The sequence below is a fragment of the Thermosynechococcus sp. B1 genome, assembly GCF_030322985.1.
GTDB lineage: Bacteria > Cyanobacteriota > Cyanobacteriia > Thermosynechococcales > Thermosynechococcaceae > Thermosynechococcus.
Genome location: NZ_CP096573.1, coordinates 618543 through 643562, shown reverse-complemented (window position 1 = coordinate 643562; position 25020 = coordinate 618543). Strand labels below are relative to the sequence as shown.

The 25020-nt window shown below is 53.8% G+C and carries 28 protein-coding genes and 1 tRNA gene; 19 read left to right on the top strand and 10 right to left on the bottom strand.

Annotation, left to right across the window (positions count from 1 at the left end):
• Positions 1–173 precede the first annotated feature (173 nt).
• The 6 genes from M0644_RS03285 (at position 174) to M0644_RS03260 (ending at position 4920) form a co-directional block, all read left to right on the top strand.
• Positions 174–2429 (top strand): bifunctional diguanylate cyclase/phosphodiesterase, encoded by a 2256-nt coding sequence (locus M0644_RS03285; RefSeq protein WP_286626568.1) that lies wholly within the window; start codon positions 174–176, stop codon positions 2427–2429.
• Positions 2430–2586: 157 nt separating this feature from the next.
• Positions 2587–2826, top strand: coding sequence for a hypothetical protein (locus tag M0644_RS03280; RefSeq protein WP_286626566.1), 240 nt, complete (start codon positions 2587–2589; stop codon positions 2824–2826).
• 3 nt (positions 2827–2829) lie between these two features.
• Entirely contained in the window at positions 2830–3546 is a 717-nt protein-coding gene (locus M0644_RS03275; protein WP_149818118.1) for an ABC transporter ATP-binding protein, read from the top strand.
• 18 nt (positions 3547–3564) lie between these two features.
• Positions 3565–3637 (top strand) — tRNA-Arg (locus M0644_RS03270).
• A gap of 19 nt (positions 3638–3656) precedes the next feature.
• The gene (locus tag M0644_RS03265) at positions 3657–4166 is read left to right on the top strand and encodes a hypothetical protein (protein WP_190278188.1); all 510 of its coding nucleotides are present in this window, start codon (positions 3657–3659) and stop codon (positions 4164–4166) included.
• Positions 4167–4206: 40 nt separating this feature from the next.
• The gene (locus tag M0644_RS03260; RefSeq protein ID WP_286626565.1) at positions 4207–4920 is read left to right on the top strand and encodes a DUF4079 domain-containing protein; all 714 of its coding nucleotides are present in this window, start codon (positions 4207–4209) and stop codon (positions 4918–4920) included.
• On the opposite strand, the gene M0644_RS03255 is transcribed toward M0644_RS03260, so the two are convergent.
• The 3 genes from M0644_RS03255 to M0644_RS03245 are packed head-to-tail and all read right to left on the bottom strand — an operon-like array spanning position 4917 to position 8220.
• The gene (locus tag M0644_RS03255; RefSeq protein WP_149818114.1) at positions 4917–5522 is read right to left on the bottom strand and encodes a heme-copper oxidase subunit III; all 606 of its coding nucleotides are present in this window, start codon (positions 5520–5522) and stop codon (positions 4917–4919) included. The genes M0644_RS03260 and M0644_RS03255 overlap by 4 nt on opposite strands.
• Before the next feature lie 19 nt (positions 5523–5541).
• Complete coding sequence (ctaD, locus tag M0644_RS03250; RefSeq protein ID WP_286626564.1) at positions 5542–7200, bottom strand: cytochrome c oxidase subunit I; 1659 nt, start codon at positions 7198–7200, stop codon at positions 5542–5544.
• 33 nt (positions 7201–7233) lie between these two features.
• Positions 7234–8220, bottom strand: coding sequence for a cytochrome c oxidase subunit II (locus M0644_RS03245; protein WP_286626563.1), 987 nt, complete (start codon positions 8218–8220; stop codon positions 7234–7236).
• Between the two features lie 191 nt (positions 8221–8411).
• On the opposite strand from M0644_RS03245, the gene M0644_RS03240 reads away from it, so the two are divergent.
• From M0644_RS03240 to M0644_RS03200, 9 genes are all read left to right on the top strand, one after another.
• Positions 8412–9410 carry a phosphodiester glycosidase family protein gene (locus M0644_RS03240; protein WP_286626562.1) on the top strand — a complete coding sequence of 333 codons (999 nt, stop codon included), beginning with the start codon at positions 8412–8414 and terminating at the stop codon, positions 9408–9410.
• Positions 9411–9499: 89 nt separating this feature from the next.
• The gene (locus M0644_RS03235) at positions 9500–9625 is read left to right on the top strand and encodes a photosystem II reaction center X protein (protein WP_190278187.1); all 126 of its coding nucleotides are present in this window, start codon (positions 9500–9502) and stop codon (positions 9623–9625) included.
• A gap of 104 nt (positions 9626–9729) precedes the next feature.
• Complete coding sequence (locus tag M0644_RS03230) at positions 9730–10566, top strand: Ycf66 family protein (protein WP_286626561.1); 837 nt, start codon at positions 9730–9732, stop codon at positions 10564–10566.
• A gap of 33 nt (positions 10567–10599) precedes the next feature.
• The gene (locus tag M0644_RS03225) at positions 10600–11388 is read left to right on the top strand and encodes a nuclear transport factor 2 family protein (RefSeq protein ID WP_226971996.1); all 789 of its coding nucleotides are present in this window, start codon (positions 10600–10602) and stop codon (positions 11386–11388) included.
• Entirely contained in the window at positions 11385–12173 is a 789-nt protein-coding gene (gene minC, locus M0644_RS03220) for a septum site-determining protein MinC (RefSeq protein ID WP_286626560.1), read from the top strand. The genes M0644_RS03225 and minC overlap by 4 nt, the downstream gene beginning before the upstream one ends.
• Before the next feature lie 38 nt (positions 12174–12211).
• Positions 12212–13015 carry a septum site-determining protein MinD gene (gene minD / locus M0644_RS03215; protein ID WP_149818100.1) on the top strand — a complete coding sequence of 268 codons (804 nt, stop codon included), beginning with the start codon at positions 12212–12214 and terminating at the stop codon, positions 13013–13015.
• On the top strand, positions 13012–13332 hold the full coding sequence (minE, locus tag M0644_RS03210) for a cell division topological specificity factor MinE (protein ID WP_149818098.1): 321 nt from the start codon (positions 13012–13014) through the stop codon (positions 13330–13332). Before minD ends, minE begins: the two co-directional genes overlap by 4 nt.
• Positions 13329–14537: a 2'-O-glycosyltransferase CruG gene (gene cruG, locus M0644_RS03205; protein ID WP_286626558.1), complete on the top strand. Its 1209-nt coding sequence runs from the start codon at positions 13329–13331 to the stop codon at positions 14535–14537. Before minE ends, cruG begins: the two co-directional genes overlap by 4 nt.
• A 47-nt stretch (positions 14538–14584) precedes the next feature.
• Positions 14585–15808, top strand: a complete 1224-nt coding sequence (locus M0644_RS03200) for a methionine gamma-lyase family protein (protein ID WP_286626557.1) — start codon at positions 14585–14587, stop codon at positions 15806–15808.
• Here M0644_RS03200 and M0644_RS03195 read toward each other — a convergent pair.
• Complete coding sequence (locus M0644_RS03195; protein WP_286626556.1) at positions 15796–17079, bottom strand: glycosyltransferase; 1284 nt, start codon at positions 17077–17079, stop codon at positions 15796–15798. The two genes, M0644_RS03200 and M0644_RS03195, sit on opposite strands and share 13 nt — an antisense overlap.
• Before the next feature lie 75 nt (positions 17080–17154).
• Between M0644_RS03195 and M0644_RS03190 the strand changes: the two genes are divergently transcribed.
• A complete protein-coding gene (locus M0644_RS03190; protein ID WP_225901511.1) occupies positions 17155–17451 on the top strand; it encodes a TM2 domain-containing protein in 297 nt (98 codons plus the stop codon).
• Here M0644_RS03190 and M0644_RS03185 read toward each other — a convergent pair.
• On the bottom strand, positions 17448–17876 hold the full coding sequence (locus tag M0644_RS03185) for a hypothetical protein (RefSeq protein ID WP_286626555.1): 429 nt from the start codon (positions 17874–17876) through the stop codon (positions 17448–17450). The two genes, M0644_RS03190 and M0644_RS03185, sit on opposite strands and share 4 nt — an antisense overlap.
• Positions 17877–17909: 33 nt before the next feature.
• Entirely contained in the window at positions 17910–18242 is a 333-nt protein-coding gene (locus M0644_RS03180; RefSeq protein ID WP_011057859.1) for a DUF760 domain-containing protein, read from the bottom strand.
• A gap of 138 nt (positions 18243–18380) precedes the next feature.
• Here M0644_RS03180 and ebsA point away from each other — a divergent pair, with 138 nt between their 5' ends.
• The gene (gene ebsA / locus M0644_RS03175) at positions 18381–18755 is read left to right on the top strand and encodes a type IV pilus biogenesis protein EbsA (RefSeq protein WP_149818084.1); all 375 of its coding nucleotides are present in this window, start codon (positions 18381–18383) and stop codon (positions 18753–18755) included.
• Positions 18756–18800: 45 nt separating this feature from the next.
• Entirely contained in the window at positions 18801–19868 is a 1068-nt protein-coding gene (locus tag M0644_RS03170) for a phosphotransacetylase family protein (protein WP_149818082.1), read from the top strand.
• On the opposite strand, the gene M0644_RS03165 is transcribed toward M0644_RS03170, so the two are convergent.
• From M0644_RS03165 to corA, 3 genes are all read right to left on the bottom strand, one after another.
• A complete protein-coding gene (locus M0644_RS03165; RefSeq protein WP_286626551.1) occupies positions 19865–20932 on the bottom strand; it encodes an esterase-like activity of phytase family protein in 1068 nt (355 codons plus the stop codon). The genes M0644_RS03170 and M0644_RS03165 overlap by 4 nt on opposite strands.
• 9 nt (positions 20933–20941) lie before the next feature.
• Positions 20942–21844, bottom strand: a complete 903-nt coding sequence (locus M0644_RS03160; protein ID WP_149818079.1) for a Tic22 family protein — start codon at positions 21842–21844, stop codon at positions 20942–20944.
• 220 nt (positions 21845–22064) lie between these two features.
• The gene (gene corA / locus M0644_RS03155; RefSeq protein WP_149818077.1) at positions 22065–23255 is read right to left on the bottom strand and encodes a magnesium/cobalt transporter CorA; all 1191 of its coding nucleotides are present in this window, start codon (positions 23253–23255) and stop codon (positions 22065–22067) included.
• Between the two features lie 156 nt (positions 23256–23411).
• On the opposite strand from corA, the gene M0644_RS03150 reads away from it, so the two are divergent.
• The gene (locus M0644_RS03150; protein WP_286626550.1) at positions 23412–24290 is read left to right on the top strand and encodes a 4-hydroxybenzoate solanesyltransferase; all 879 of its coding nucleotides are present in this window, start codon (positions 23412–23414) and stop codon (positions 24288–24290) included.
• On the opposite strand, the gene M0644_RS03145 is transcribed toward M0644_RS03150, so the two are convergent.
• Positions 24280–25014: a 2-phosphosulfolactate phosphatase family protein gene (locus M0644_RS03145; RefSeq protein ID WP_149818073.1), complete on the bottom strand. Its 735-nt coding sequence runs from the start codon at positions 25012–25014 to the stop codon at positions 24280–24282. The genes M0644_RS03150 and M0644_RS03145 overlap by 11 nt on opposite strands.
• Positions 25015–25020: the final 6 nt, after the last annotated feature.

Below are 25020 nucleotides of genomic sequence, written 5' to 3'. Positions count from 1 at the left end.
CCTTGATAAATTTTTGTATAGTTTGTGATTTTAATGTGTTGAATGATGACTTAGCAATGATTGAGAAACTCCTTGTTTTGTCCGCTGTTGATGACTGCCCTTTAGAACCACTAGCGACCGTTGAAGTCGTCGCAGAAGACTCTGCGCAAAAATATCCTCAAAAAAAATGCTTATTGCCATCCATCAACATATTACTGATCGAAAACATCCCCCAATCGGGTGAAATTTTATATCCCCATCTCGCCGAGATTGATTACATTTGCTATCAAGTTCACACCTGTCCGTATTCTCATTTAACCCCCGGGGTGGTTGCTCAGGCCAAGCCCAATCTCCTTGTCCTCATTGCTCAAGGGGATCACGTTCTTAAAGCAGTGCAAACACTCCAGCAACGCTATCCACACTTACCCTTAGTTGTGATTGATCCCAGCGATCGCCCTGATCTGGCCACTCAGATCCTCCACAGTGGTGCTCAGGACTACTTGAGCTTTCAGGAACTCAGTCCCAACTTGCTGGCGCGCAGTTTTCGCCATGCCATCGATCGCCATCAGGTGGAACAACAACTGCTGCGCCAAGCCCAGTACGATCGCCTGCTGGTACAAATTACCCAGCACATTCACCAATCCCTTGATCTGGCCACGATTCTCGAAGCTGCCGTCAAGGATGTGCGAGAACTCTTGGGCTGCGATCGCGTGCTCGTTTATCGTTTCCTCGAGGATTGGCGCGGCATTATGGATGTTGAAGCCGTCGTTCCCCCTTGGTTCTCGGCTCTTGGGGACGTGGTGGGGGATTCCTGCTTTACAGAGCGATACATTGAAGCCTACAAGCGCGGTCGCATCCATGTGGTAAATGATTTAGACACCGCCCCTCTAGTTCCCTGCTATCGGGATCTGCTGGCTCATTATCAGGTCAAGGCCAATCTGGTGGTACCGATCGTTGTCGAAGGGCGGCTGTGGGGGTTGCTCATCTGTCATCAATGCGCCCATCCCCGCGACTGGCAAGACAGTGAAATTGAACTGATTAAGCAGATTTCAACCCAGTTGGCGATCGCCATCCTGCAAGCAGAACTCTATCAAAAGGCGCAAGCGGAAATTCAAGAGCGCAAAGCAATCGAAGCCCAACTCCTCTACCAAGCCCGCCATGACCGCCTCACCCATTTACCCAATCGCTGGTTCTTTGAGGAACAGTTGCGCCTTACCCTCAGCTATGCAGCCGAGCACCCCCACTACCACTATGCTGTTTTCTGTTTGGATATCGATCGCTTCAAGACCCTCAATGACAGTCTGGGACATGGCACAGGGGATTTATTCCTCCAAGCCTTTGCTCAGCGGCTGACGCGTTGTGTGAGTCCTCAGGACGTAGTGGCACGCCTAGGGGGAGATGAATTTGCGGTCTTGCTCAATGATATTGAGGGGATAGAACATGCCCAAGCCATTGCCCACCAACTGCAGGATCGCCTCAACCATCCCTTTGAAATCGATCACTACACCCTGTACAGCACGGTGAGTATCGGTCTTGTGATGGGTAACCCCCATTACACCAGTAGTGAGGAACTGCTGCGGGATGCTGACATGGCCATGTACCACGCTAAAACTAAGGGACACAATCGCATTGATGTCTTTGATCCTGTGATGCTGCAACAGGTGCGCGATCGCCTGTACTTAGAAGTGGAACTGCGGCAAGCGATTGAACGGGGGGACTTTGTCCTCCACTATCAGCCCATCGTCAAGCTCCGGAGCCAATCTCTCAAAGGTTTTGAAGCACTCCTGCGCTGGCAAAAGGGGGATACGCTGATTTCCCCCAAAGTTTTTATTCCCGTCGCTGAAGAAACGGGGCTGATTTTTGAACTCTCCCGCTGGGTCTTGCACAATGCCTGTGAACAGTTGCAGCAGTGGCAACAGCGTTATCCCAAGCTTCAGTCCGTGGGCTTTACGATGAGTATCAATCTGTCCGCCAACCAATTTTCGTTGCCCACCCTTGTAGCTGAGATTCAACAAACCCTTGAGCATTACCATTTAGCAGGGCACTTTCTAAAGATAGAAATTACTGAAAGTACCTTGATGCAACACTTGGACTCTGCCCGCGAAATTCTTGCCGAGTTGAAGGCGATGGGGGTACGCATTAACATTGACGACTTTGGCACTGGGTATTCCTCCCTGAGCTATTTACGCAATCTGCCTCTCGATGGCATTAAAATTGACCGCTCCTTCATTTCCCAAATAGATCGCAGCCAAGAAGATCTAGAGGTGGTTCACACGATTTTGGTGCTGGCGCGCAACCTCCACCTCGATTGCGTTGCCGAGGGCATTGAAAACACAACTCAACTGCAACTGTTGCGATCGCTGCGCTGTCCCTCTGGCCAAGGCTATCTTTTTGCCCCACCGCTGACTACGGACAAGGCTGAGGTGTATCTACAGGAACACATCCTTTAACAACACCAGCACCTTCAAGTCAAGTTCAATCGAAAAATGAATAACAAATTGACTTGTCATCATTGCCCAAGGGAAAGAAAACAAAAGTCCGCGCCACCACTGGCAATGGGTGTGCCGATAGGATTTAGGATAGTGGCAGTGCTCTTGGATTTCTCAGATGGCCAGCTTATTTGACCAAAACTTTCGCTATACCGATCGCGCCCGCGCCATCTTCAAAGAACTGCAACGCAACCTCCATCCTATCTATATGGAGCTACTGGAAGAAGGGTTCTCTCCTCGGGAAATTTCCGCCCTCGTCACCAGTGCTGCTGCCCAAACCGAAAATGCCGCTATTGCTGAATGGGAAGAGGTGCGGGGTGGCTCCCCCAACCCGGAGGAATCACAGACCACGGCCTAGGGGATGACTTCTCAAGCGCGCATCTTGGAAATTGAGTCCCTGAGTGTCCACTACGGTGGCATTTGCGCTCTGCGCGAGGTGAGTCTGGCCATTGCAGCCGGCGAGTGCATTACCCTTGTGGGTGCCAATGGTGCTGGCAAAACCACCCTGCTGCGTGCCATCTCTAAACTCGTTCCCAGTGAAGGTACCATTTGCTTTGCCGGTCAATCGATTGCAGGGCGATCGCCCCATGAATTAGTGAGGCTGGGCATTGCCCATTGTCCAGAGGGGCGTCAGGTTCTCGCCCGCCAAACCGTACGCGACAATCTTCTTCTCGGTGCCTACTGTCGTCGAGATGAGGCGCAGATTGCACAAGACCTCGAAGAACAACTCAAGCGCTTTCCTAGACTACGGGAGCGGCAATACCAACTGGCGGGAACCCTCAGTGGCGGTGAGCAACAAATGCTGGCGATCGCCCGTGCCCTGATGAGTCGTCCTCGCTTACTGCTCCTTGATGAACCCAGTTTAGGCTTAGCGCCCAATTTAGTACGGGAAATTTTTGCCATCTTGGCACAACTGCGGCAACAGGGGATGACAATGCTACTGGTCGAGCAAAATGCGCACCTAGCCTTACAATTGGGCGATCGCGGTTATGTGCTTGAAGCGGGTCAAGTGACCCTCAGCGGTCGTGCAGCGGATCTCCTGAATGATCCACGGGTTCAGCAAGCCTACCTTGGTTAATGCTATGATGAGAAGGCTGGACGTGTGGCTCAGTGGATAGAGCATCAGATTCCGGTTCTGAGGGTCGGGGGTTCGAATCCCTCCACGTCCGTTAATCAAGTGTCAGCATCATGACTGAACCCGTTAGCCGTTCCGAATTGAGCCAAGTTTTAGATGCTATCCAAGGGATGCAGGCCGATATGCAGTCAATGCAGGCTGCCATCCAAGCCATGGATAAAAAGCTGGATATTCACATCGCCACGAGTAACGAGAAATTCCAAAGGCTTGAGGACAAAATTGATACTGTCGAGGCCAAACTTGAACAGCGTATCAATGCTGTGGAGGCTAAGCTAGAGCAGCGCATCAACGCCGTCGAAGCCAAACTAGAGCAGCGCATCAATGCTGTCGAAGCTAAGCTGGAACAACAGATGAAGGCTGTGGAGGCCAAACTGGAGCAGCGTATCAATTCCATAGAAGTACAGTTAGGGCAGCGGATTGATACGGTAGAGTCCACCTTGCAGGATATTTCTAAGCGACAAGCGGGCACAGATGCGCGGCTATGGGGATTCCTAGTGACCCTGTTGGTGGCCACAGTTGGCTTACTGACAAAAGTGCTGTTCTTTGATTTGCCCCGCCCCTAGATTCGTTACCTTAAAACTGGCCTTATCGTTCTTAGCCAGTATGTTTCTCAACCTCAAAGACATCATTTTGCTGTTGCATCCCATCTTGGCCTGCACATTTGTCTTTCCGGTCATTGGCATCACCACATTCTTTGCTCTGCAAACGCGGCAGCGTCGTCTCAAAGACACCACCATCCCACCCACAGTGGGCACCCTGCATGTCAAATTGGGCAATCTTTTAGCAGCCGGCGTGGTTGGCATCACATTGGTGGCCTTGGCCTATTCAGTGGTGTTTGGATTTCAGGGCTTCTTGATGCAGGCGGAGAATCAGACACTGCAACCGCTCTCTGTTGTCCTCGTGGCACTGATGTTTGTTGTCACCATTGCAGCAACGGCGCTGCTGTATCGCGCTCAATCGAAGCTATGGCGTGCTGTTTTTGCCACCCTCTCAGGGATGGGGGTGACCATTCTAGCTTTTCAACCGGGGGTCTTTCGCCGTGATGACGAGTGGTGGGTTTCCCACTTTTACTTTGGCTTGGCGGCGGTGATGCTGATGATTTTTTCTGTGGCCATTGTGGGGGAGATTTACCAAGATCGATCGCTCAGGTGGCGGCGGATTCACATTGGCTTGAATTCCCTTGCCCTTGTTCTTTTTCTCTTGCAGGGAATTACGGGTACCCGTGACCTCTTGGAAATTCCCTTGAGTTGGCAAGCACCTGTGGTCTATCAGTGCAACTTTGATCCGCGATCGCCCCAATTCAAGACCTGTCCCTAAAAGCGAGTCAGGATATACAGCAGGGTGAAGAGGATAATCCAGATCACATCCACAAAGTGCCAGTAGATCTCTGCCATGGCCACCCCCGTATGCTTGTGGGCATTGTAATGTCCGGGGCGGCGCGATCGCCAGATCACCCCCAAAATCAGCAAAATCCCCACAAAGACATGGAGGCCATGGAAGCCCGTCATCACATAAAAGCAGTTGGCAAAGACATTGGTGCGCAGGCCGTAGCCGAGGGTGAGGTACTCATAAACTTGACCGCCCAAGAACACTGCCCCCATGGCCGCCGTGATCCAGTACCATTGGCGCATGCCGCGAACGTCATCCTTTTTGATGGCAACATCGCCGTAGTGGATGACAAAGCTACTGGAAATAAGGATGATGGTGTTGATGGTGGGCACAAGAAGTTCCACCTCAGTGCCTTCGGGCGGCCATTGCTCATTCATGCCCCGCAGAAGTAAATAGGCCGCAAAGAGGCCACCAAACATTAGGGATTCAGAAATCAAAAAGACCAGCAACCCTAAAACCCGAAAATCAGGGTGCTCATGGGCATGATCAACGGCTATGGCCGTCGCTTGAGAGTCAACAGTACCTTGCATGGCTTGCTCCTACAGTGTCCTACTCTTCCTCGTCCTCATCCTCATCGGTGCTTCCCTTGCGCTGCTCAATGCCGTAGTCGTAGGGACCTTTGGTGACCACAGGCAGCACTTCCCAGTTTTCAATCAGCGGCGGTGAACTGGTCGTCCACTCTAAGCTGAGACCGCCCCAAGGGTTATCGCCGGCAATTTTGCCCTTATTCCAGCTCCAAATGATGTTAATCAGGAAGGGAATAATTGAGAAGGCCAAGACAAAGGCGCCAATCGTACAAATGAGATTAATCGACTCAAACTGGGGATCGTACATGGCCACTCGCCGTGGCATGCCTTTAAGACCCAACTCATGCATCGGCAAAAAGGTCAGGTTCGTGCCAATAAAGGTCAGCACAAAGTGGAGAATCCCTAAGCGCTCATCGAGGAGCCGTCCTGTCATTTTGGGGAACCAGTGGTAAATCCCCGCATAGAGACCAAACACGGAACCACCAAAAAGCACGTAGTGGAAGTGTGCCACTACATAGTAGGTGTCGTGGACGTGAATATCCACGGGGGCAGTCCCCAAGGTCACACCACTGAGGCCACCAAGGACAAACATCGACAGTAGGCCAATGGCAAAGAGCATGGCACTGTTGAGGCGAATCTTGCCCCCCCAGAGGGTGGCGACCCAACTAAAGATTTTTACTCCTGTCGGCACCGCCACAATCAGTGTCGAAATCGTGAAGAACATCCGCATCCAAGGGGGCGTACCGCTGGTGAACATATGGTGTACCCAGACAAAGAGACCCACGCAGCAGATGGCCAAACTGGAGTAGGCGATCGCCTGATAGCCAAAGATAGGCTTACGGGCATGAACCGGAATCACCTCAGACATAATGCCAAAGATCGGCAAAATCATCAGGTACACCGCCGGGTGAGAGTAAAACCAGAAAAGGTGCTGGTAAATGACAACGTTCCCACCGGCATCAGGTTTGTAAAACGAGGTGCCAAAGTTAATATCAAACAGCAGCAAAATCAGCCCCGCCGCCAGCACGGGCGTTGACACTAGAGCCAGCAGAGAGGTGGCTAGCATGGCCCAGCAAAAGAGGGGCAATTGATCCCAGCGCATACTAGGCACTTTCATCTTCCAGATGGTGACGATGAAATTCACCGATCCCAGGATCGAGGAGGTACCCACAAGGATGATCGCCAGAATCCACATACTCTGGGCAGTAGTGGCCGTGATCGTACTCAAGGGCGGATAGGAGGTCCAACCCGCTTGGGCACCGCCAAACAGGAAACTGGCCAAGAGTAATGCCCCCGCCGGCGGGTTCAGCCAAAAGGCTAAGGCATTCAAGCGGGGAAAAGCCATGTCCCGCGCCCCAATCATCAGGGGCACCAAGTAATTGCCAAAGCCACCAATGGCCGCTGGCACCACCCAAAAGAAAATCATAATGGTGCCGTGGTTGGTCATGAAAGCATTGTAGAGATTGGGATTGAGAAAATCTGAATCTGCCGTTGCCAGCTCCGTGCGCATGGCCACCGCCATCAGTCCGCCAATCAAGTAAAAGATAAAGGCGGTGACCAAGTATTGAATGCCAATCACCTTGTGATCAACATTAAAGGTGAAATAGTCGTACCACTTCCACGCCTTGGGATGCTCAGGGAGCGACAAGGGGGTATCTAGCGGCAGTTGTGCTTGCGCCATAACTCTCTCAAGAATGCAACAGTAGGAAGAAAACTAAAGCTTTGCCGGAGAATGGTGGTGGGTCATTGCTTCTACTTGCGCCACTAATTGGGGGGTGACGCCCATCTCCTCGACATGGCGATCGCTCAGGGAGGGGATCACGGGAGTCGTTGCGATCGCTTGGTTTTGACTGCGCCACGCTTCAAAATCCTCTGGGGTATGCACGATCACCTGCGTGCGCATGGCACCGTGGTAGCCACCACAGAGTTCAGCACAGACGACGGGGTATGTCCCGACCTTGGTAGCCTTAAAGCGCAGTTCAGTGGGCACACCCGGAATCGCATCCTGCTTCAAGCGAAACTGGGGCACCCAAAAGGAATGGATCACATCCCGCGCGGAGAGGTTCAATTGGACATCCTTGCCCACTGGGATATGCAATTCGCCGGAGACAATGCCACTGTCGGGGTAGGTGAAAATCCATGCATACTGCATACCCGCCACATCCACCACTACATCTGGGGCTTTGCCTTGAACATCGGGGCTGGCACCAATGCCAATTTCAGGGGTTGGCGCTGCTGCTAAAAGGGCAGTTGCATCGCTGGTGGTTTTTGAGGGGGCTTCGGCAACAACTGCCACTGCTGGCTTGGGCGTATGCATCGCGTGCATAGCATGATCCCCCGGATTCAGTCCCCCCATGCGCTGGAAAATATCCACGCTGTAGATGCCAAGGAAAATCACAATCAGGGCAGGAATGGCCGTCCAGAAGGCCTCTAGGGGTAAGTTGCCCTCTACGGGTAGGCCATCCCCTTCCTCACCGGCACGGCGGCGATAGCGAATCACAAAGAGGATGATCGCACCCTGTACCACCAAAAAGAGAGCGGTACCAATTGTGAGCATAATGTCAAAGAAGTTATCCACCAAGGGAGCCTGCTCAGAGGCCTGTTCCGGCAGGAGGCCATGGTGATGACCAACCCAAAAGCTAATCAGGGTGACAACAACGCCAGCGGTGAGTGTCCAAATTGAAGCGGGTATTTGTTCCATGGTGCCAAAGCGTCCAGAAAATCCCACCCTGATCCTAGGCAGATTCCCCAAGGATGTGGGTTAAAAGAACCTAAAGATTTATGTTGATTTATTCACTATCCTTAAAGCAGCTTGGGGACAGAATCATCTGTTTTTGCGTCCTAGGTTAGAGATAGCCCACCGAAACTGAAGGCTGTGCCGGAGGAAAATAGATGCTGAGTGTGTTGCCTTGGGTTGGCCTCTCGTTAGCCACTCTCCAGTACTCGACCCATAGAGTGGATCAAACGCAGGTATATATGGTGGCTGCGCCGATGGCAGACTATCGGGTGGTCATGACAGAACCTGCCCCCAATGGCCAAGATACCTATTTAGAAACGACAGCGGCTTTTGCGCGGCGGACGGGAGCTGTGGCAGCGATGAATACTAATTTTTTCCGCTGGCTGCATGCTCAATCCCTGCTCTCTTTTCAGGATTATCAAAAATGGATCATGGGCGAGTCCCATCCTGAGGGTATTAGTTACCGAGCACTGCGGCAAACCTGCTTGAGCGGTCGAGGCACGATTCCAGCGGGGGTTCTCGGAGCCTACATCGTGAATGGTCAGGTGGTGCGTCCCTATGAGGGGGGCTATTCAGGGGTGGTGAATTTTCCTGCCCAAGGAGGGATCGAGTTTTATCGCGGTAGGTTGCCAGAGCAACCCTTTAATGTGGTGAGTGGCTCGCAGCAAATTTTAGAAGGGGGCAGGAAGCTACCCGTTGATGGGAGCGATCGCACGTCCCCAAAGGCGATTCTCGGCAGACGGGGCAATGAATATATTTTCGTCGTCAGCGATGGGCGGGGCAATGGTGGTTCGCCGGGGGTCTCCTTTCCACAGCTTCAGGCGTTTTTACTGGAGCAGGGCGTCACTGATGCAACGGCGGTGGATGGTGGCGAATCGGCGACGTTGGTGGTGCAGGGACAAGTAAAAAATCATCCCCGCGATCGCTATTGCGAACTGGCGCGTTGGCTACCCGCTCCCACCCTCACGTTTATTCCTCCTGGAGAAGAGGCTCGCGAAGCGGCGATGGCCATGGGGCGATCGCTCAGACCGGTCGGGGCAAATATCGGCTTAGTCCCACGAGAGCAACCCCGAGGCACCCTTTCCTTTGGGTTTTGGGAGCGGATTCAGCAGCGGCTACTGACGCGATTGCGGGCTTGGCGAGACTGGGGCTAATGAGCAGCAAGGCCAGATTTTGTTAAAATCCTAGTGTTCACTTTGACCTGCAAGCAACAGCCATGATTCATTCTGCGTACCCTCTACTGTTGACCATTACCCCTTCTCTGAAAGGTTTCTTTATTGGGCTATTGTCCGGCGCGGTGGTGCTGGGTTTAACCTTCGCTGCTTTGATCACCATTAGTCAAATTGATAAAGTGCAGCGTTCTTCATAGGCAGCCAAGCGGCTGGTGGGCTTTGCAATCATCGCTAAAATAGAGTCATGGCCATTGCGCTGTGACTCTGTGTTTTATTTTGCCCCTTCAATACAATGGGTTAAATGACGTATCTTTCCTTTTCCCCCCTCCTTGGTCAAATTGTTAATGTCGGGCTTGGGCCTGCTGGCATTTTGGGAATTGGCCTAGCGGTTGCTGGAGCCCTCCTCTATTTTCTGCGCTCGATTCAACCAGAGTTAGCGCGGGATCATGATATTTTCTTTGCCGCAGTGGCTCTCCTGTGCGGTGGGATTCTCTTTTTCCAAGGATGGCGCCTCGATCCAATTCTGCTCTTTGGCCAGTTTCTGCTGACGGGCACCGCTGCCTTTTTTGCCTACGAAAGTATTCGTTTGCGGCGGGTAGCCACAGAGCAGGCGCGGCGAAATACCCCGATTGTGGATGAAGAGCGACCTGTGAGCCGCAGCTACACCTACCGTGCGGAAATAGAGGAACTCGAACCCTACGACGACGAGGAAGAAGAGGAGGAGTACCCACCCCTGCGGCGAATTCGTGGTAGCCGTGATGTGTCGCGATCGCGCTATGAAGACGAGGATGTAGAGGATGCCCCCCCGGTCGGACGTTTACCCTCGCGCCGCAGTAGCCCACCCCCTAGCCGCCCCAGTGTTCGGCGTCCCCCTTCAAGACGTCCGCGACCGACAACACCAGCGGCAGATGAGATTGTCGATGAACCCTATCGCCCACCAACACCGACAACCCGCCGGCCAACCCGCCGACCGCCGCCGATTACGGAAACTGCGGAAGTGAGCGATCGCCCTGTGCGACGGCGACCCCCCCGCCCCCGTCCGGAAGGAACAACGGATGGCAGTGAATATGTGCCCTATCAACCCTTGGATCGTCCCCCCACTGACGAGCAAGATAACTCCGCCAATTTTGATGAATAGACCTTAATGGCAAACGAGTCGCAAAGGCAGTGAATGATGCGTCGCTCTTTTTTGGTTTCAGTTCTTGGCTTGGCAGTGATCTGTGGGGGGATACAGGAGCAGACTTGGGCGGCTCCCCTCGCGCAAGCCACTCCGGCTGCTCTGCCAGAATCGTTGCAATCCCTCGTTAACGGGTTGGATACAGCAGCCAGTCAAAAGAATCTAGAGGCAGTGCTAGCCTTTTATGACCCTGAGTTCAAAACAGGGGACGGCCTCACCCTTGAAATCTTACGCAAACAACTGCCGACGTTTTGGCAACCCTACCGTGACATCCGCTACCGCACGACGGTGAACCGTTGGCAACAGCAGGGAAATGAGTGGATTCTAGAGATTAGTACAACCATTGAGGGAACCGGCGGCACGAGCGATCGCCCGCAAAACATTCGTGGCAACCTGCAAGCCACCCAAGTCATCCGCAACGGCAAAATCATCCGCCAAGACATTACCAGCGAAAAAACTACGATCACGATTGGTGCGACACCGCCTACGGTGCAATTCTCCCTCCCCCAAGCCGTGCGTGCGGGTGAAGAATTTAGCCTTGATGCGATTGTGCAAGAACCTATTGGCAATGCCATTCTCCTCGGCGCCGCCAGCGATCAGCCCATCAACGCCCAAACCTACGCCAATCCTAGCCCCGTCAAATTGGAACTCCTCTCTGCGGGCGGGATTTTTAAGGTGGGACGTGCGCCTCAAGAAGCCGGTAATCGCTGGGTCTCTGTGGCCTTAATTCGCGATACGGGCATGGTTCTGATTACACAGCGACTGCGAGTGGAAAAACCATGAGTGAGTCTGAGTCAACCCCCCTAGAGGAACCTGCTGAGAGCCCTGCGGTAACTCTTGAGGTGGAGCAAAGCACACCCATTGTCAGCGGCCTTGCTTTAGAACACTGTGGAGGGCGCTACCGACTCACGTTGCCGGCCGATTTAGACTGGATTGACCTGTGGCCGCAGTTGCAACTTTACCTTGTCGGTCAAGAACACCTCTGGTCAGAGACCTTACCCGTAGATTGTGCCTGCGGACAGCGGCTTTTAGATCAGTCACAGCTTCAACAGTTGGCCGAGGCTCTCAGCGAGCATCAGTTGCGACTGGACAAGATTATTACCGAACGCCGCCAGACGGCGATCGCTGCCGCTACCCTTGGCTACAGTGTCCAGCAGGGGGAACTGCCACCCTTAATTGCAAAAGAGACTGAGGGGGACTCAGACCCCGTGGCCAACCCCCTTTACTTGAAAACAACCCTGCGATCAGGCATGGAAATTCACCATGACGCCACTGTGGTGATTGTTGGCGATGTCAATGCAGGAGCCAGTATCATTGCTGCCGGCGATATTATCGTCTGGGGGCGATTACGCGGTATCGCCCACGCTGGTGCTAAGGGCAATCGGGGGGCACGGATTATGACCCTTGAAATGGCAGCCACACAGTTACGGATTGCTGATCTGTTGGCACGTACCCCAGATCCGCCAAATCCCCCCTATCCAGAGGTGGCCTACGCCACTGACCAAGGGATTCAGATTGCCTCCGCCAATACTTGGGGACGAGCTTTCGCTGTATCCGAGGCGCCTTGAGATAATCTATTCTAGTAAGCCAATTCCTAGGGAGTTCAATGGGGCGCACGATTGTCATTACCTCGGGCAAAGGGGGCGTGGGGAAAACAACCGCCAGTGCCAATATTGGTGTGGCTTTGGCCAAATTGGGGCGATCGGTGGTGCTCATTGACGCCGACTTTGGCTTGCGCAACCTCGACCTACTACTCGGCTTGGAAAATCGCGTGGTTTACACCGCCATTGATGTGCTGACCGGGCAATGTCGCTTGGATCAAGCCCTTGTGCGTGATAAGCGCCTCAATAAACTGGTGTTGCTGCCCGCCGCCCAAAGCCGTAATAAGGATGCCATTACCCCAGAGCAAATGCGACAGTTGGCCTCAGCCCTGAGCAAGCACTATGACTATGTGCTCATTGATTGTCCAGCGGGGATCGAGGCGGGATTTCGCAATGCCATTGCTCCCGCTCAGGAAGCCTTGGTGGTGACCACGCCAGAAATTGCCGCTGTACGGGATGCCGATCGCGTGATTGGCTTGCTCGAAGCCTACCGTATTCGCAACAGCCATTTGATTTTGAATCGCTTGCGCCCAGCAATGGTGGCCGCCAACGACATGATGTCTGTGGAAGATGTTCAAGAAATTCTTTCGATTCCCCTGATTGGCATTGTCCCCGAGGATGAGAAGGTGATTGTTTCCACCAACAAAGGGGAACCCTTGGTCTTGGCAGAGTCGCCGTCCCTAGCGGGGCAGGCCTTCATGAACATTGCCCGTCGCTTGGAGGGTGAAACCGTTGAGTTTCTAGATCTAGAGGCGGCAAGCGGGGGACTATTTAGTCGCATTCGACGCTTGTTTGGGGCAAAGGGATGATCAGTGAACTGTTAGAGCGGCTGTTTACGCGGACTTCCCCCAGTCGCACCACTGCCAAGGAGCGCTTGAAGTTAGTTCTTGCCCACGATCGCACGGCCCTGACACCGCAAATTTTGGACAATCTGCGGCGCGATATTTTAGAAGTGGTCTCCCGCTATGTGGAGCTAGAAACGGAGGGGCTAGCGGTTTCCCTAGAGTCGGATCAGCGGACAACGGCCCTGATTGCCAATTTACCGATTAAACGGCTGAAACTGTCTCCAGAGGACGTTCCGCCCCCCGAAAATTCGCCAGCAGAGGACGAGGCAGAAGAAAGTTGAGTACCGTTGCAGTTGGCATAGCAGCGATCGCCAGCGCCGCGATCTTGGCCCAGACACCTTGGATAGCTGTTTTAATCGCCCGTTTAGGATCGGGTTGGCGACGACCGACTCCCTTAACCCCTCAGCCCTCCCGCCCAGAGAACTTAGCCAAAGTCTCAATTGTTGTCCCCACCCTCAATGAGGCACAGCGGTTGCAACCCTGTTTAGAGGGCTTAATGCGTCAAGGCTACGAGGTGCGGGAAATTCTGATTGTTGATAGTCATTCCCAAGATGGCACGGCTGAGATTGTGCAGGCAGCGCAACACCGCGATCCGCGTCTGCGACTGGAGTTTGATCCCCCCTTACCGCCGGGGTGGGTGGGGCGGCCTTGGGCCTTACATACGGGCTTTTGTCGTGCCCATCCTGAGAGTGAGTGGATTTTGGGCATTGATGCGGATACCCAACCGCAACCCGGCCTTGTGGCTAGTCTTTTGGCGACAGCAGAGCAGGAGCAACTGGATCTGATTTCTCTCTCACCTCGCTTTATCCTCAAGACCGGCGGTGAATGGTGGCTGCAACCGGCGTTGCTCTTGACGCTGATCTACCGCTTTGGCGCAGCGCGCGCTGTGGAAACTCAGCCGGAGCGGATTCTGGCCAATGGTCAGTGCCTACTCATTCGGCGATCGCGCCTCGAGGCAATGGGCGGCTACCAAGTTGCCGCTTCCTCCTTTTGTGATGATGTAACACTGGTGCGAGCCATAGCGACTACGGGGGCACGGGTGGCCTTTCGCGATGGCTCCAAGGTGCTTAAGGTGCGGATGTATGAGGGTATGGCGGAAACATGGCGAGAATGGGGGCGATCGCTGGATCTCAAGGATGCCACCCCAGCCGCCCAGCTCTGGGGCGATGCCTATTTCCTCTGGGCAGTACAGGGATTACCGTTGCCCCTGTTGGTTTTGGGCTTGATGGCACTGGCAGTGACTACTCCCACCCTTCCTTTAGAAATGGCGACACTGCTCAATGGCCTACTGGTGCTGATCCGCTGCGGCATGACACTGGCCATTGCCCCCGCCTACGATTGGCAAGTGGGTCAAGGACGTTGGCTCTTTTGGCTGTCCCCCCTTGCGGATCCCCTCGCGGCTCTGCGGCTTACCCTCTCCTCTTGGCAACGCCCCAAGCAGTGGCGAGGACGGATTTATCCTGCCAACACTCAGACTTTGGTTTAAGTCTTTATCTTTATGACACTTGCCGTTGCTCAATGATTAGTCTCGACGTGAAAACTCCACTTGTAACTGCTGCCCAAGGGGCACTTGCCCCAACGTTTAACGAAATTGATGGCCGCGTCAAGGAAAACTTGCGGCGGGTTTTAGGAGCTTTTCGTCAGCAGCGGCTGGGGGTGCATCACTTCAGTAGCATGACGGGCTATGGTCATGGCGACCTAGGGCGTGAGGTGCTTGATCGCGTTTTTGCGCAGGTGATGGGAGCTGAGGCGGCCTTGGTGCGGGTGCAATTTGTCTCTGGTACCCACGCGATCGCCACGGCGCTATTTGGGGTGCTGCGCCCTGGGGATGAACTGATTTCCCTTGCGGGTGCCCCCTACGACACCCTAGAAGAGGTGATTGGCCTGCGGGGTCGCGGCCAAGGTTCCCTCAAGGATTTTGGCATCCACTATCGCGAGATTCCCCTCCTGAGTACGGGTGAACCCGATTGGGGGGCGATCGCCACCTGTGTCCAACCTCAAACCCGCATGGTGCTCATTCAACGCTCCTGTGGCTATACATGGCGGCCGAGCCTCAGCCTTGAGGACATTGGCAAAATGATCCAACTGATCAAGGGGCAAAATCCCAATGTGGTTTGTTTTGTGGATAATTGCTACGGCGAATTTGTCGAGACCCAAGAACCGCCCCATGTGGGCGCTGATTTGATTGCGGGTTCTCTGATTAAAAATCCCGGCGGCACGATCGCCACCGCGGGGGGCTACTTAGCAGGACGCGCTGATCTCATTGAGCAAGCCAGTTATCGCCTTACGGCACCGGGGATTGGCCACGAAGGGGGTGCCACATTTGATCAACATCGTCTGCTCTTTCAAGGGCTGTTCTTAGCACCGCAAATGGTCGGCGAAGCCCTCAAGTGCGCCCATCTCTTGGCCTATGTCTTTGACCAATTGGGTTATCCTGTCAACCCTGCCCCCCTTGCCCCCCGCCGCGATGTCATTCAAGCGATCCAATTGGGCAGTCCTGAAAAGCTGATTGCCTTTTGCCGTACGTTGCAACGTTACTCCCCGGTGGGTTCCTATCTTGATCCTATACCTGCGCCCATGCCCGGCTATGCCGATGATCTAGTGATGGCTGGGGGCACGTTTATTGACGGCAGCACGTCGGAACTGTCTGCCGATGGCCCTTTGCGTCCACCCTATATTGTCTTTTGTCAGGGGGGAACCCACTGGACCCATATGGCCTTGATTTTAGAGGCTCTCCTAGAGGATCAGGCTTTTTGAGGCCAGCCGTAGGCTTGGGCAACCGCTTCCCATTGGCACAAAATGCTCTGCTCAAAGGCGTCCTGCCACGTGGGGCACGTTGCTTGGGTGATCTGGTGTGCCCGTGTTCCCATCCGCTGGCGATAGGGGGCATCGTCTAACAGCGGGGTAATGGCGGCTGCCCAATCTTGGGGGTCGCGACTGTAAACCACCACCCCATCCTCCCCTGAGGTTTGGACATATTTGCGCCCGCCATCAAACCCAGAAATAACGACGGGTAATCCTGCCGCTCGTGCTTCCACCACTACATTGGGCCCTGTTTCCGACTCTGAGGGAAAGACAAATAGATCACTGCTGGCATAAATTGCCCCTAATTTTTCTTGGGGTACCTTGCCTGTGAGGGTGACGCGATCGCCCAAAAGGTCTTTGACAAGGGTAGCCTGTGCCCCTTCGCCAACAATCAACACATGGAATGCCTTTCCTTGATTGGCTAACACTTGAGCTGCCTGCGCCAACAGGAGCACATTTTTACTGGCATCTACCCGACCGACAAAAAGCGCGATCGGCACCTCTGGCAGGTGATACTCCTCCCGTAGCCATTGGGGATTGCGAAATCGCAGATGAAAGCGATCGCGATCGATGCCCCGCTGAAACCACGCCACCCGCTCAGGGGGCAAAAACGTGAGCAGCCAATCGGCATCCTGCTGTCGCGAGACCAAGACGCGATCGCTAGCACGCATAAAGCCCGCTAATTTCCGTTCGGCTCGGTAACCAAACCACTGATCCACTTGTAATTTCTCCAGCCATAGCCACCGCCAAAACTCCCGCCCCCAACTGCGGCCACTCATGCGCCAAATAATTTCCCGCGAATAGGTGCGGGTCAATAAGGGCAAATCCGTGTGAATTGAACTGAGCAGCGGACGATGCTGCTGGCGACAAAAGCGGCGCACCGTTTGGGCAAAGCTAAAAGTATCCGTAATGTGAAACACCTGATGTTGGGGTAAATAACGGCGCAATGCCCAGTGAAAGGGAGCCACATCGGTCATGCCTGCCCCTTGGCGCATAATTTCCAGTGAGTGCGTGCTGAACTGGGGCGGTAGCAATTGGTAGCGAACATTGGCTGCTACCTCTAGGGTTTGCTGTTTGGCGCCAAGGAAGTAAATGGTCAAGTCAACGCGGTCTGGGTAGTGGCTGGCAGCTTCCGCAAAACGTTCCCAACATTTGACATGTCCCCCGGCGTTGGGTTGCCATTCTAGGCAAATAAAGACAGCAACAGATAGTGGTTGTGGCAATCCAGACTCCTCAAGGTTGCGTTTTGCTAAAGATTAACTGAATATCGCATTTAGAGTCATTCACAGTGAGCAATAATGGGCTACCGTAATCGCGCGATCGCCATCCTCTTAGCCTTGGCCGGCATCTTTCTCCCTGGGCTCCATAAGTTTTATTTGCGCCAACCCCTGTGGGGTGGCGTTTACCTCATGCTGGGGCTACTCTTTTCGACAGTGCCCTACGGTTCTCTGGGTAGCATTGCTCGCATTGCCTGTGTGATTGAGGCTGTGTGGTATTTGTTTCAGGGAGCCGATGCCTTTGATGCCACCTTCAATCCTGAGATTAGTGCCGTCGTTCCGAAGCTCCCCGCGTCTCGTCTTGAGGAAGCGAATTAATACCGCCAGTAGCGACGACCTTGCCAAAAAATCCCCACGGCTGTGCCAATCAGGAACACCTCTGTGAGTGGAAAAAATAGGGGTCGCAGTCCCAAGGTGCCGCCAAAAAAGCTCAAGAACACACTGGCCATTAGGACACACAGAAATAACGCCCAGAGGGTGCCGCTATAGATCGGCGCTGGGTTAAACCACACCTCCAAAGAGATCACTGCCACCATTCCAAGGCCAATGCTCAGACCAAGGCGGACTAGGAGACCCAAAGGAGGCTGAAGTAGGATGATCAACGCCTCGCGGACAGGGGCAACGGCACCGGCAATATAGTAAAGCCCCGTATCAAACAGCGCTGCAAGCAGGGCAACAAGAAGACCTGTGGGCACCAGCGATCGCCAAGGCAGTGCCTTAAACTGTTGCCAAGGATCGGACACAAGCAAGACTCACAATAAGTATGTGGGTAGAACCTAGGGCATAGGTAGATCGCCGAGGCTCATTTCCAGTTCCATGCGCTGTTCCATCTGGCGCAGAAAATACCCCGTCATCATGGCTGAGGCCAATAACCCCGCAAGGTTGTCGCGATCGGTGGCAATTTGGACATTAAAATCCTCGGAGGGAAGGCCGCCCACGAGACCTTGGACATTCTGGCTGATAATTTGGCGAATTTCTGGACTGACGGAACGGGCAATACGGGTCAAAACTTCTGGCGATTGGCTTTGCAGGTACTTCAGGAGCAGATTGGGCTGCCCATCATCCGTAGAAGACTGGTAGAAATTAGCGTTTCCGGGATCAAAAACCATAGGCAGTGCTCGTTAGTTATGTTAACTATATGTTACCAAACCGAAATGCGCTACTAGAGCGAAGACTCCCGTGCTACCTGCTCTGCCTGTAGAATAGACCTCAGCACTCGGTGAGACTGAATACACAAGGATTCTTGCATGACCGCCCTCGATCAGCTTCAGCCTGCCAACCCCCGGGACGTCAATATCTTTGCCCCCTATATGCGTGCTGAGAAACGTCCGCTGCTGCCCTTGGGTATCGCCCTCTACCGTCTGGGGAAGTTGGAGGGACAACGGGGGATTGAAGGCGGTAACAATGTTGATTTTGTTGCCACATGGACGATCGCCAATTTGCCGGCGGATTTATCCCGCTGTACGGTAACCTTTGATAACTCGCCTGATCTACAGTACGAAATGTCTATCACCACGTTTGAACTGGTGGATCATCTCATTGATGTAATTATTAACTATAAAAAACATCGTATTGCCGATTTTTCCAAAGCGTTTTATCGTAAGCTGTTACGGCTTGACTAAGGATAGCGTGTTTAGGGTTGGGGTTGCGGGAGGAGTAACTAAACGGTGGCAAAGCATTTATTGATTGGTTCAATTGTGCCCTATAGCGGTAAGTCTGCAACGGTTTTAGGCTTGGCCAAGCTCTGTCGCGATCGCCATCTGCGCATTGCCTATGGTAAGCCCTTGGGCACCTACCAACCCGCTACCGACAGTGAAGAAACCGAAGCCGATGTCAGTTTTTTACAGCAAACCCTCAACCTAGAGAATGTGCGACCGACATTGCTCACGCTGACGCCAGAAGCCATCAAGGCACGGCTGATGGGCACAGATCAGCAGGATTATCGCCAAGCCCTAGCAGCCTATCACACTATCAACAGTGAAGACTTGGTGCTCCTCGAAGGGCCAGCCACATTAGCCGAGGGGCGGCTGTTTGATTTGGGGTTAGCTCAGATGGCAGCGGTGTTGGATGCACCCATTTTACTGGTGGTGCGCTACGAGTCCCCCTTGGTGGTGGAATCGCTCCTCCTCGCCAAGTCGGAATTGGGCGATCGCCTATTGGGGGTGATCATCAACGATATTCCCCAACCCGAAGCCCAACCCTTGCCTGCTATTCGCCAATATCTCGAGGCACACCAAATTCCAGTTTTTGGGATGTTGCCCCGCAGTCAGTTGCTGCGCAGTGTCAGTGTCAAGGAATTGGTACGCCAGTTAAATGCCGAAGTTTTGTGCCGTCCGGATCGCTTGGATCTCCTAGTGGAGGAACTCACCATTGGGGCAATGAACGTCAGTGCTGCCTTGAAGTATTTCCGTAAAGCGAACAATATGGCGGTGATTACCGGGGGCGATCGCACCGATATTCAATGGGCGGCCTTGGAGACCTCCACCCACTGTCTGATCCTCACGGGGCATTTGCCGCCTTCCCCGGCGATTCTTGCCCGTGCCGAAGAGTTGGAAATTCCCATTCTCTCAGTGGACTTAGACACCCTAACAGCCGTGGAAATTGTGGATCGTGCCTTTGGTCAGGTGCGCCTCCATGAAATCGCTAAAGTCAAATGCGTCGAACAAATGATGCAGGAGCATGTGGAGGGCGATCGCCTGTTAGCACAACTGGGACTCTTGACCGTTGAGGCCTAGCGCTGGAAGGTTAAGGCAAAAATCAGGACTTGGGTCGGCGTCTTGCCATCAAAGTTATTGTCGCCAATGATGTAGAGCGATCGCGCCCCATCGGCCAAGGGGGGACCCAAGCTCATCCCCTCCAAATTAGTCAAGGGAATCCCCAGCCTCTTGAAATCCAAAATCAGCCGTTTCTGCACAGGGCGGAGAGTGCGCAGATCAACCGGTAACGTGGCCATGCCAAGGGTATCTGTCGCCCCCGCTAGGGATACTTCAAAGAGCTGAATGCCATGCCCTGCTCCCGGACTATAGGTGCGCTCCAAGCTCAGAAAATGGCCACCATTGTCAAGGGCAAGTAGCTCCACGAGGCCATTAAACACTGCCTCTGAGGGTTCCAAGGGATAGAGATGCTCCGCCAGCAACACAGGGGCAACATCCCCCCGCAGGTAATGGAGCAGGCGGCAGTAAATGGGGATATTGGGGCGGACATCTTGGGCAAGGGCTGATTCAACGCCGACAAACAGGCGATCGCCCGCCGGCGAAAGCGTCAGTGCCTCAAAACCGAGATTATTGCGAATGCCCTGCTGACCATTGGGGAGATAGTACTTAGGAATAGGGAGAGCTGCAATGGTTCGTCCATTCGCGCGCTCAAACTCTTTGATCCAAGGGGGGCTAGCCGTGGCCGTTACCCCTTCACTGCTAATTACAAGGTGCCCCTCAGGCGTCAGCGCAATCCCCTCAGTGTCGGCAGTGTTGGGCGGATACACCTCACCATGCGTCTGCTGGAGAAAGGTTACGCCCTTGGGGGCAATGGTTTCGGGAGTGATTTCGAGGGTGTAAAACCGAGGTTGCTGGCGATCGTCACTAATGGCATAGAACTGCTGTTGACGCGGATCGTAGGTCAAACCCGACAGCCCCCCCACCTCGGTATTCTGCCACTGGCTGCCGACGGCTAATTGCACTTCAGCGCGAAATTCCACTCCCACGTTCAGAAACAGGCGCTCCTCTGCTCGCACTTGAGGCAGGGCACATCCCCACAGGAAGCCAAGGAGTAGAATTGCCGTCAGCAGGTGTCGCCAAGGCATGGGTGTGTCTTAGCGGTTGCGGTTTGTGCCTTGACCGCCCCCCTGTTGATTTGGGCGCTGGGGAGACGCGGGTTGATTCGCTTGATTGGGTCGCTGGGCATTATTGCCACCGCTCTGTTGCACGGCAAACTGAATCGCCTCCGGCGTTTGTACCAGTTGAATTTGACCCGCCACAGGATCGTTGGTGCTCAACATGGTTGCCACCAAATTATCCAACATGACGACGCGAATCCCGGTATCCTTGGCCAGTTCAGGACGCTGCTGGCGGGCTTGATCCACTTCCCGTTGGAGTTGGGTTTTATCGAAGTAAAAGGGAATAAACCGCTGGGTGCGGGTCTGGCCGTTTTCGCGCAGTTGTGCTTCTACGGCGATGGGGTTGCCTGTTTTGCTATCTGCTAGGAAAAAGAGGGGGGTGCCGCCCATGAACGGCCTACCATCCTTGGTGAGAATTTTGCCATCGCGTTCCACTAGATCGCCACTTTGTTTGAGCAGATTCACCGCTGCTTCCAGTTGCGGCCTTGAGGGGATAATGTCCACACCAATGGCAGGATTTTTTTGGCTTTCGAGGGCAATCTTCACCGCCCCACTGAGGGCGGCTGCCGAGACCCGAGCCACGCGACCCACCTCCGGCTGCTGGGTTTTAATGGTGTTCAGGGCAGTTTGGGCATCCTGCTGATTGACAAAGAAGGTAAAAACTTGAATTTTCTTGCTTTGATCTTGGGGATTGGGCATCTCAAAGGTCAGCGGTTCCCCCTTATCATTGGTGATCATAAAAACGGGCACATTGTTGAGGATGCGCAGCACTTGTTCTTCGGGCAAGGCAGTGGCAATGTCATAGCGGCTGATGGCGGGTGCTAGCCACAGGCTACTCACTAACCCTGCCAAAACACCCAAGTGTGCCAATCTTTTCATACAGTCTCCTAATTCATGCTTTATTGCAGTCGGTTAACTCTCCCAATCCCATTCTTCACGTGTGGAGAGAGGGGCGATCGCCCTGTAGTACCTAACTCACACCAAAACTTATGCACGTAACAAGTGAGTATTTTTACATATGAAGTACTCCCTTTGCTTTCCCACCCTAAGCCAATTTGACGCAAGGGACAAGGGGCAAGTTTCTAAAGTCGATGGGGAACTAGCGTTCAGTATCTAGGGAGCCTATACTGGTGCTGCTTTGGAACCAGCCCTTGCGCCAGAAAAAGAAAAATAAACTGCCCGCCACGGTAAGCATGACCGCCCAGCAGGCTGGATAGCCCCAATACCACTCCAGTTCAGGCATATTCCAAGGGGAGGTATCGGGATCAAAGTTCATGCCATAGATACCGACAATAAAGGTCAGCGGTATGAAAATGGTCGAAATGATCGTCAGAATTTTCATAATTTCGTTCATTTTATTGCCAACGGAAGAAAGATACACATCCATCAAACTGGCCGCTAGTTCACGGTAGGTTTCCACCATATCTAGCACTTGAATGGCATGGTCATAGCAATCTCGTAGGTAGATGCGCACTTCCTCGGAGAGAAGGGGGCTGGGATCGCGAATCATGGCATTGATGGCATCCCGTTGTGGCCAAATGGCCCGACGCAGCGCCAGTAATTCGCGGCGCACTTGGTGGACTTCTTCGAGAATGGCGCGACTAGGACGGGTAACTACGGCATCTTCTAATTCCTCAATGCGCTCGCCGTAGTCTTCTAGAACCGGGTAGAAGCCATCAATAATGGCATCCAAAAGGGCATAGGCTAAATAATCGGGGCCATAGCGACGAATGATGCCGCGACTGGTGCGAATCCGCTGCCGAACCATGTCAAAACAATCCCGTTCGGGTTCTTCTTGTACTGTGAGCAAGAAATGCGGCCCCAAGACAAAGCTCACTTGTTCAGTATAAAAGCCGTGTTCATTTTCCTTGGGGGTGACCATGCGGGTAATCAGCACAAGGTAATCGTCATGATCCTCAACTTTGGGGCGCTGGGGGACATTGACAATATCTTCAAGGACAATGGGGTGCAGGTGAAAAACTTGGCCGAGTCGCCGCATCACGTCTTCATCGCCAATCCCTTGAACATCTATCCAACTGACGGAGGGACTGCTGAGGTAGGGGCCACATTCTTCCGGCGTTTCTAAAACGCGACGGCTGGCCTGATCCGGCTGATAGTCAATGAGAATAATTGTCGGCGGTGGCGCATCGGCCTCAATACTGAGGGTACCGGGCATGGCGCCGGGTTCATCAAAGAAGTAATCTTCGAGATAGTTATCTTCTTCCTCGGCGGGGGGTGTGGGGTCTGGCGGGGGGGCACTACGGAAAAAGTGAAAGGGTTTTCTGGCCATAAAGGGGGAAATCGACAGAGTGCAAACGGGCTAACTAGAAACCTAGGGCAAATGGGGCGGTAACGTCCCAAAATCGCCTGAAAAGTTAAGATTTTTAAGTGTAGTGGCATTCACGGTGGGAGCGGTGTGGTGAATTCTCAAGTTTCGAGAACCTCAGTGCCAACTTGGGTGGCCATTGCCCAACTGTTGCGCTGGCATAAGCCTGCGGGTCGTTTGATTCTCCTCATTCCGGCGCTGTGGTCGTTAACCTTGGCCAGTGAAGGCTTGCCGTCGTTGCAGTTGCTGCTGATTATCACGGTGGGGGCGATCGCCACCAGTGCGGCGGGCTGCATTGTCAATGACTGCTGGGACCGCAATATTGACCCCCATGTGCAGCGGACTCAAAACCGCCCCCTAGCCAGTCGCCGCCTTTCCCTCAGTGTGGCCTTGGGCTTGATGGTGATTGCTTTCCTCTGTGCTTGGGGATTGGCGTTTTACCTCACTCCCTTGGGGTATTGGCTGGCGGTGGCCGCAGTGCCGGTGATTCTGCTCTATCCCTTGGCGAAGCGAGTCTTTCCCATTCCGCAACTCGTTTTGGCAGTGGCTTGGGGGTTTGCTGTCCTCATTCCTTGGGCAGCGGTACAGGGACGCTTAACCTTGACCACCGCGTGGTTGTGGGCAGCAGTGGTGATGTGGACATTGGCCTTTGATACGGTGTATGCCATGCCCGATCGCCCCGACGATCGCCGACTGGGGGTAAATTCCAGTGCCTTATTTTTCGGTGCCTATGCGCCCTTGGCGATCGCGCTATTTTATGGGCTGACGGTGGTGTTCCTGATCATTGTTGGCTGGAGTGCGGGACTCACTTGGCGATTTTGGCTGGCCTTGGCCGTGACCACCTACTTTTGGCTGCGGCAATCTCTACAAATTTATACCCACGAACGCCGTGACACCCAAACCACAACGCTCCCCATTCAGACCTATGGTCGTTACTTCAATGAAAATGTCTGGTTGGGCTTTTTGCTCTGGGTGGGGATGTGGTGCCCTAGGCCTTAGTCAAAAGCTTGGGGGAAACCTGCCACGGCACAATTGCCAGAATATCCACTTGGGCACAATATTTGAGATCGGCTTCATTGCCAAGGTTGAGCAGGCGCTGCCCGTGGCTGGAATGGTGAAAGAGGGTCAATAGATCATCTTGGTAGTAGCGGTACAAAGCAGTGGCAGCAATAGTTTCGTCATTACCCGCAAGGGCTTCGAGGGGGGCATCCTGCTGACCCCAGAGGTGATGAATCAGCGCCCCAGCACAGACGGTATCTTCGAGGGAATAGCTACCTTCCCAGCCCGAACCAACAATCCAGATGGTTTCCGGTTGATGTTTTTGGACAAACTCGGCAACGGCAGCACGGTTGACAAGGGCGGCGGCAAGAACGAGGGGACTGGCTTGAATTCGCTCAAGGGAACGGGTGCCATTGGTGGTGCTCATAAAGAGGCGACATCCTTTTACCCGCTCTGGCAAGCATTCAGCAGGAGAGTTGCCCATGTCAAAGCCAGCAACTTTTTTCCCACCCCGTTCACCAACGCGAATCCGCTTGGCTGCCGGCCACTGCTGACTCACTTGTTCTAGCTCTGCTAGATCACTAAAGACTTGAACGGCTTCTGCGCCAGCGGCAAGGGCAGTGGCGATCGTAGTGGTTGCCCGCAGGACATCAACAGCAATGGCACAGTCGGGTTGCCAGTCGGCTGGTACACGCTCTGGTGTGTGGTAGGTATAGATTTTCATAAATGG

What these genes read in the sequence shown, in the direction of transcription:
- M0644_RS03180 (WP_011057859.1), bottom strand. Translation starts at nt 18,242, where the DNA reads ATGGTTTTTGATCCCGGAAACGCTAATTTCTACCAGTCTTCTACGGAT.
- M0644_RS03280 (WP_286626566.1), top strand. Translation starts at nt 2,587, where the DNA reads ATGGCCAGCTTATTTGACCAAAACTTTCGCTATACCGATCGCGCCCGC.
- minC (WP_286626560.1), top strand. Translation starts at nt 11,385, where the DNA reads ATGAGTGAGTCTGAGTCAACCCCCCTAGAGGAACCTGCTGAGAGCCCT.
- M0644_RS03165 (WP_286626551.1), bottom strand. Translation starts at nt 20,932, where the DNA reads ATGCCTTGGCGACACCTGCTGACGGCAATTCTACTCCTTGGCTTCCTG.
- minE (WP_149818098.1), top strand. Translation starts at nt 13,012, where the DNA reads ATGATCAGTGAACTGTTAGAGCGGCTGTTTACGCGGACTTCCCCCAGT.
- M0644_RS03245 (WP_286626563.1), bottom strand. Translation starts at nt 8,220, where the DNA reads ATGGAACAAATACCCGCTTCAATTTGGACACTCACCGCTGGCGTTGTT.
- M0644_RS03240 (WP_286626562.1), top strand. Translation starts at nt 8,412, where the DNA reads ATGCTGAGTGTGTTGCCTTGGGTTGGCCTCTCGTTAGCCACTCTCCAG.
- M0644_RS03260 (WP_286626565.1), top strand. Translation starts at nt 4,207, where the DNA reads ATGTTTCTCAACCTCAAAGACATCATTTTGCTGTTGCATCCCATCTTG.
- M0644_RS03265 (WP_190278188.1), top strand. Translation starts at nt 3,657, where the DNA reads ATGACTGAACCCGTTAGCCGTTCCGAATTGAGCCAAGTTTTAGATGCT.
- M0644_RS03160 (WP_149818079.1), bottom strand. Translation starts at nt 21,844, where the DNA reads ATGAAAAGATTGGCACACTTGGGTGTTTTGGCAGGGTTAGTGAGTAGC.
- M0644_RS03230 (WP_286626561.1), top strand. Translation starts at nt 9,730, where the DNA reads ATGACGTATCTTTCCTTTTCCCCCCTCCTTGGTCAAATTGTTAATGTC.
- ctaD (WP_286626564.1), bottom strand. Translation starts at nt 7,200, where the DNA reads ATGGCGCAAGCACAACTGCCGCTAGATACCCCCTTGTCGCTCCCTGAG.
- M0644_RS03190 (WP_225901511.1), top strand. Translation starts at nt 17,155, where the DNA reads ATGGGCTACCGTAATCGCGCGATCGCCATCCTCTTAGCCTTGGCCGGC.
- corA (WP_149818077.1), bottom strand. Translation starts at nt 23,255, where the DNA reads ATGGCCAGAAAACCCTTTCACTTTTTCCGTAGTGCCCCCCCGCCAGAC.
- M0644_RS03225 (WP_226971996.1), top strand. Translation starts at nt 10,600, where the DNA reads ATGATGCGTCGCTCTTTTTTGGTTTCAGTTCTTGGCTTGGCAGTGATC.
- ebsA (WP_149818084.1), top strand. Translation starts at nt 18,381, where the DNA reads ATGACCGCCCTCGATCAGCTTCAGCCTGCCAACCCCCGGGACGTCAAT.
- M0644_RS03145 (WP_149818073.1), bottom strand. Translation starts at nt 25,014, where the DNA reads ATGAAAATCTATACCTACCACACACCAGAGCGTGTACCAGCCGACTGG.
- minD (WP_149818100.1), top strand. Translation starts at nt 12,212, where the DNA reads ATGGGGCGCACGATTGTCATTACCTCGGGCAAAGGGGGCGTGGGGAAA.
- M0644_RS03275 (WP_149818118.1), top strand. Translation starts at nt 2,830, where the DNA reads ATGACTTCTCAAGCGCGCATCTTGGAAATTGAGTCCCTGAGTGTCCAC.
- M0644_RS03255 (WP_149818114.1), bottom strand. Translation starts at nt 5,522, where the DNA reads ATGCAAGGTACTGTTGACTCTCAAGCGACGGCCATAGCCGTTGATCAT.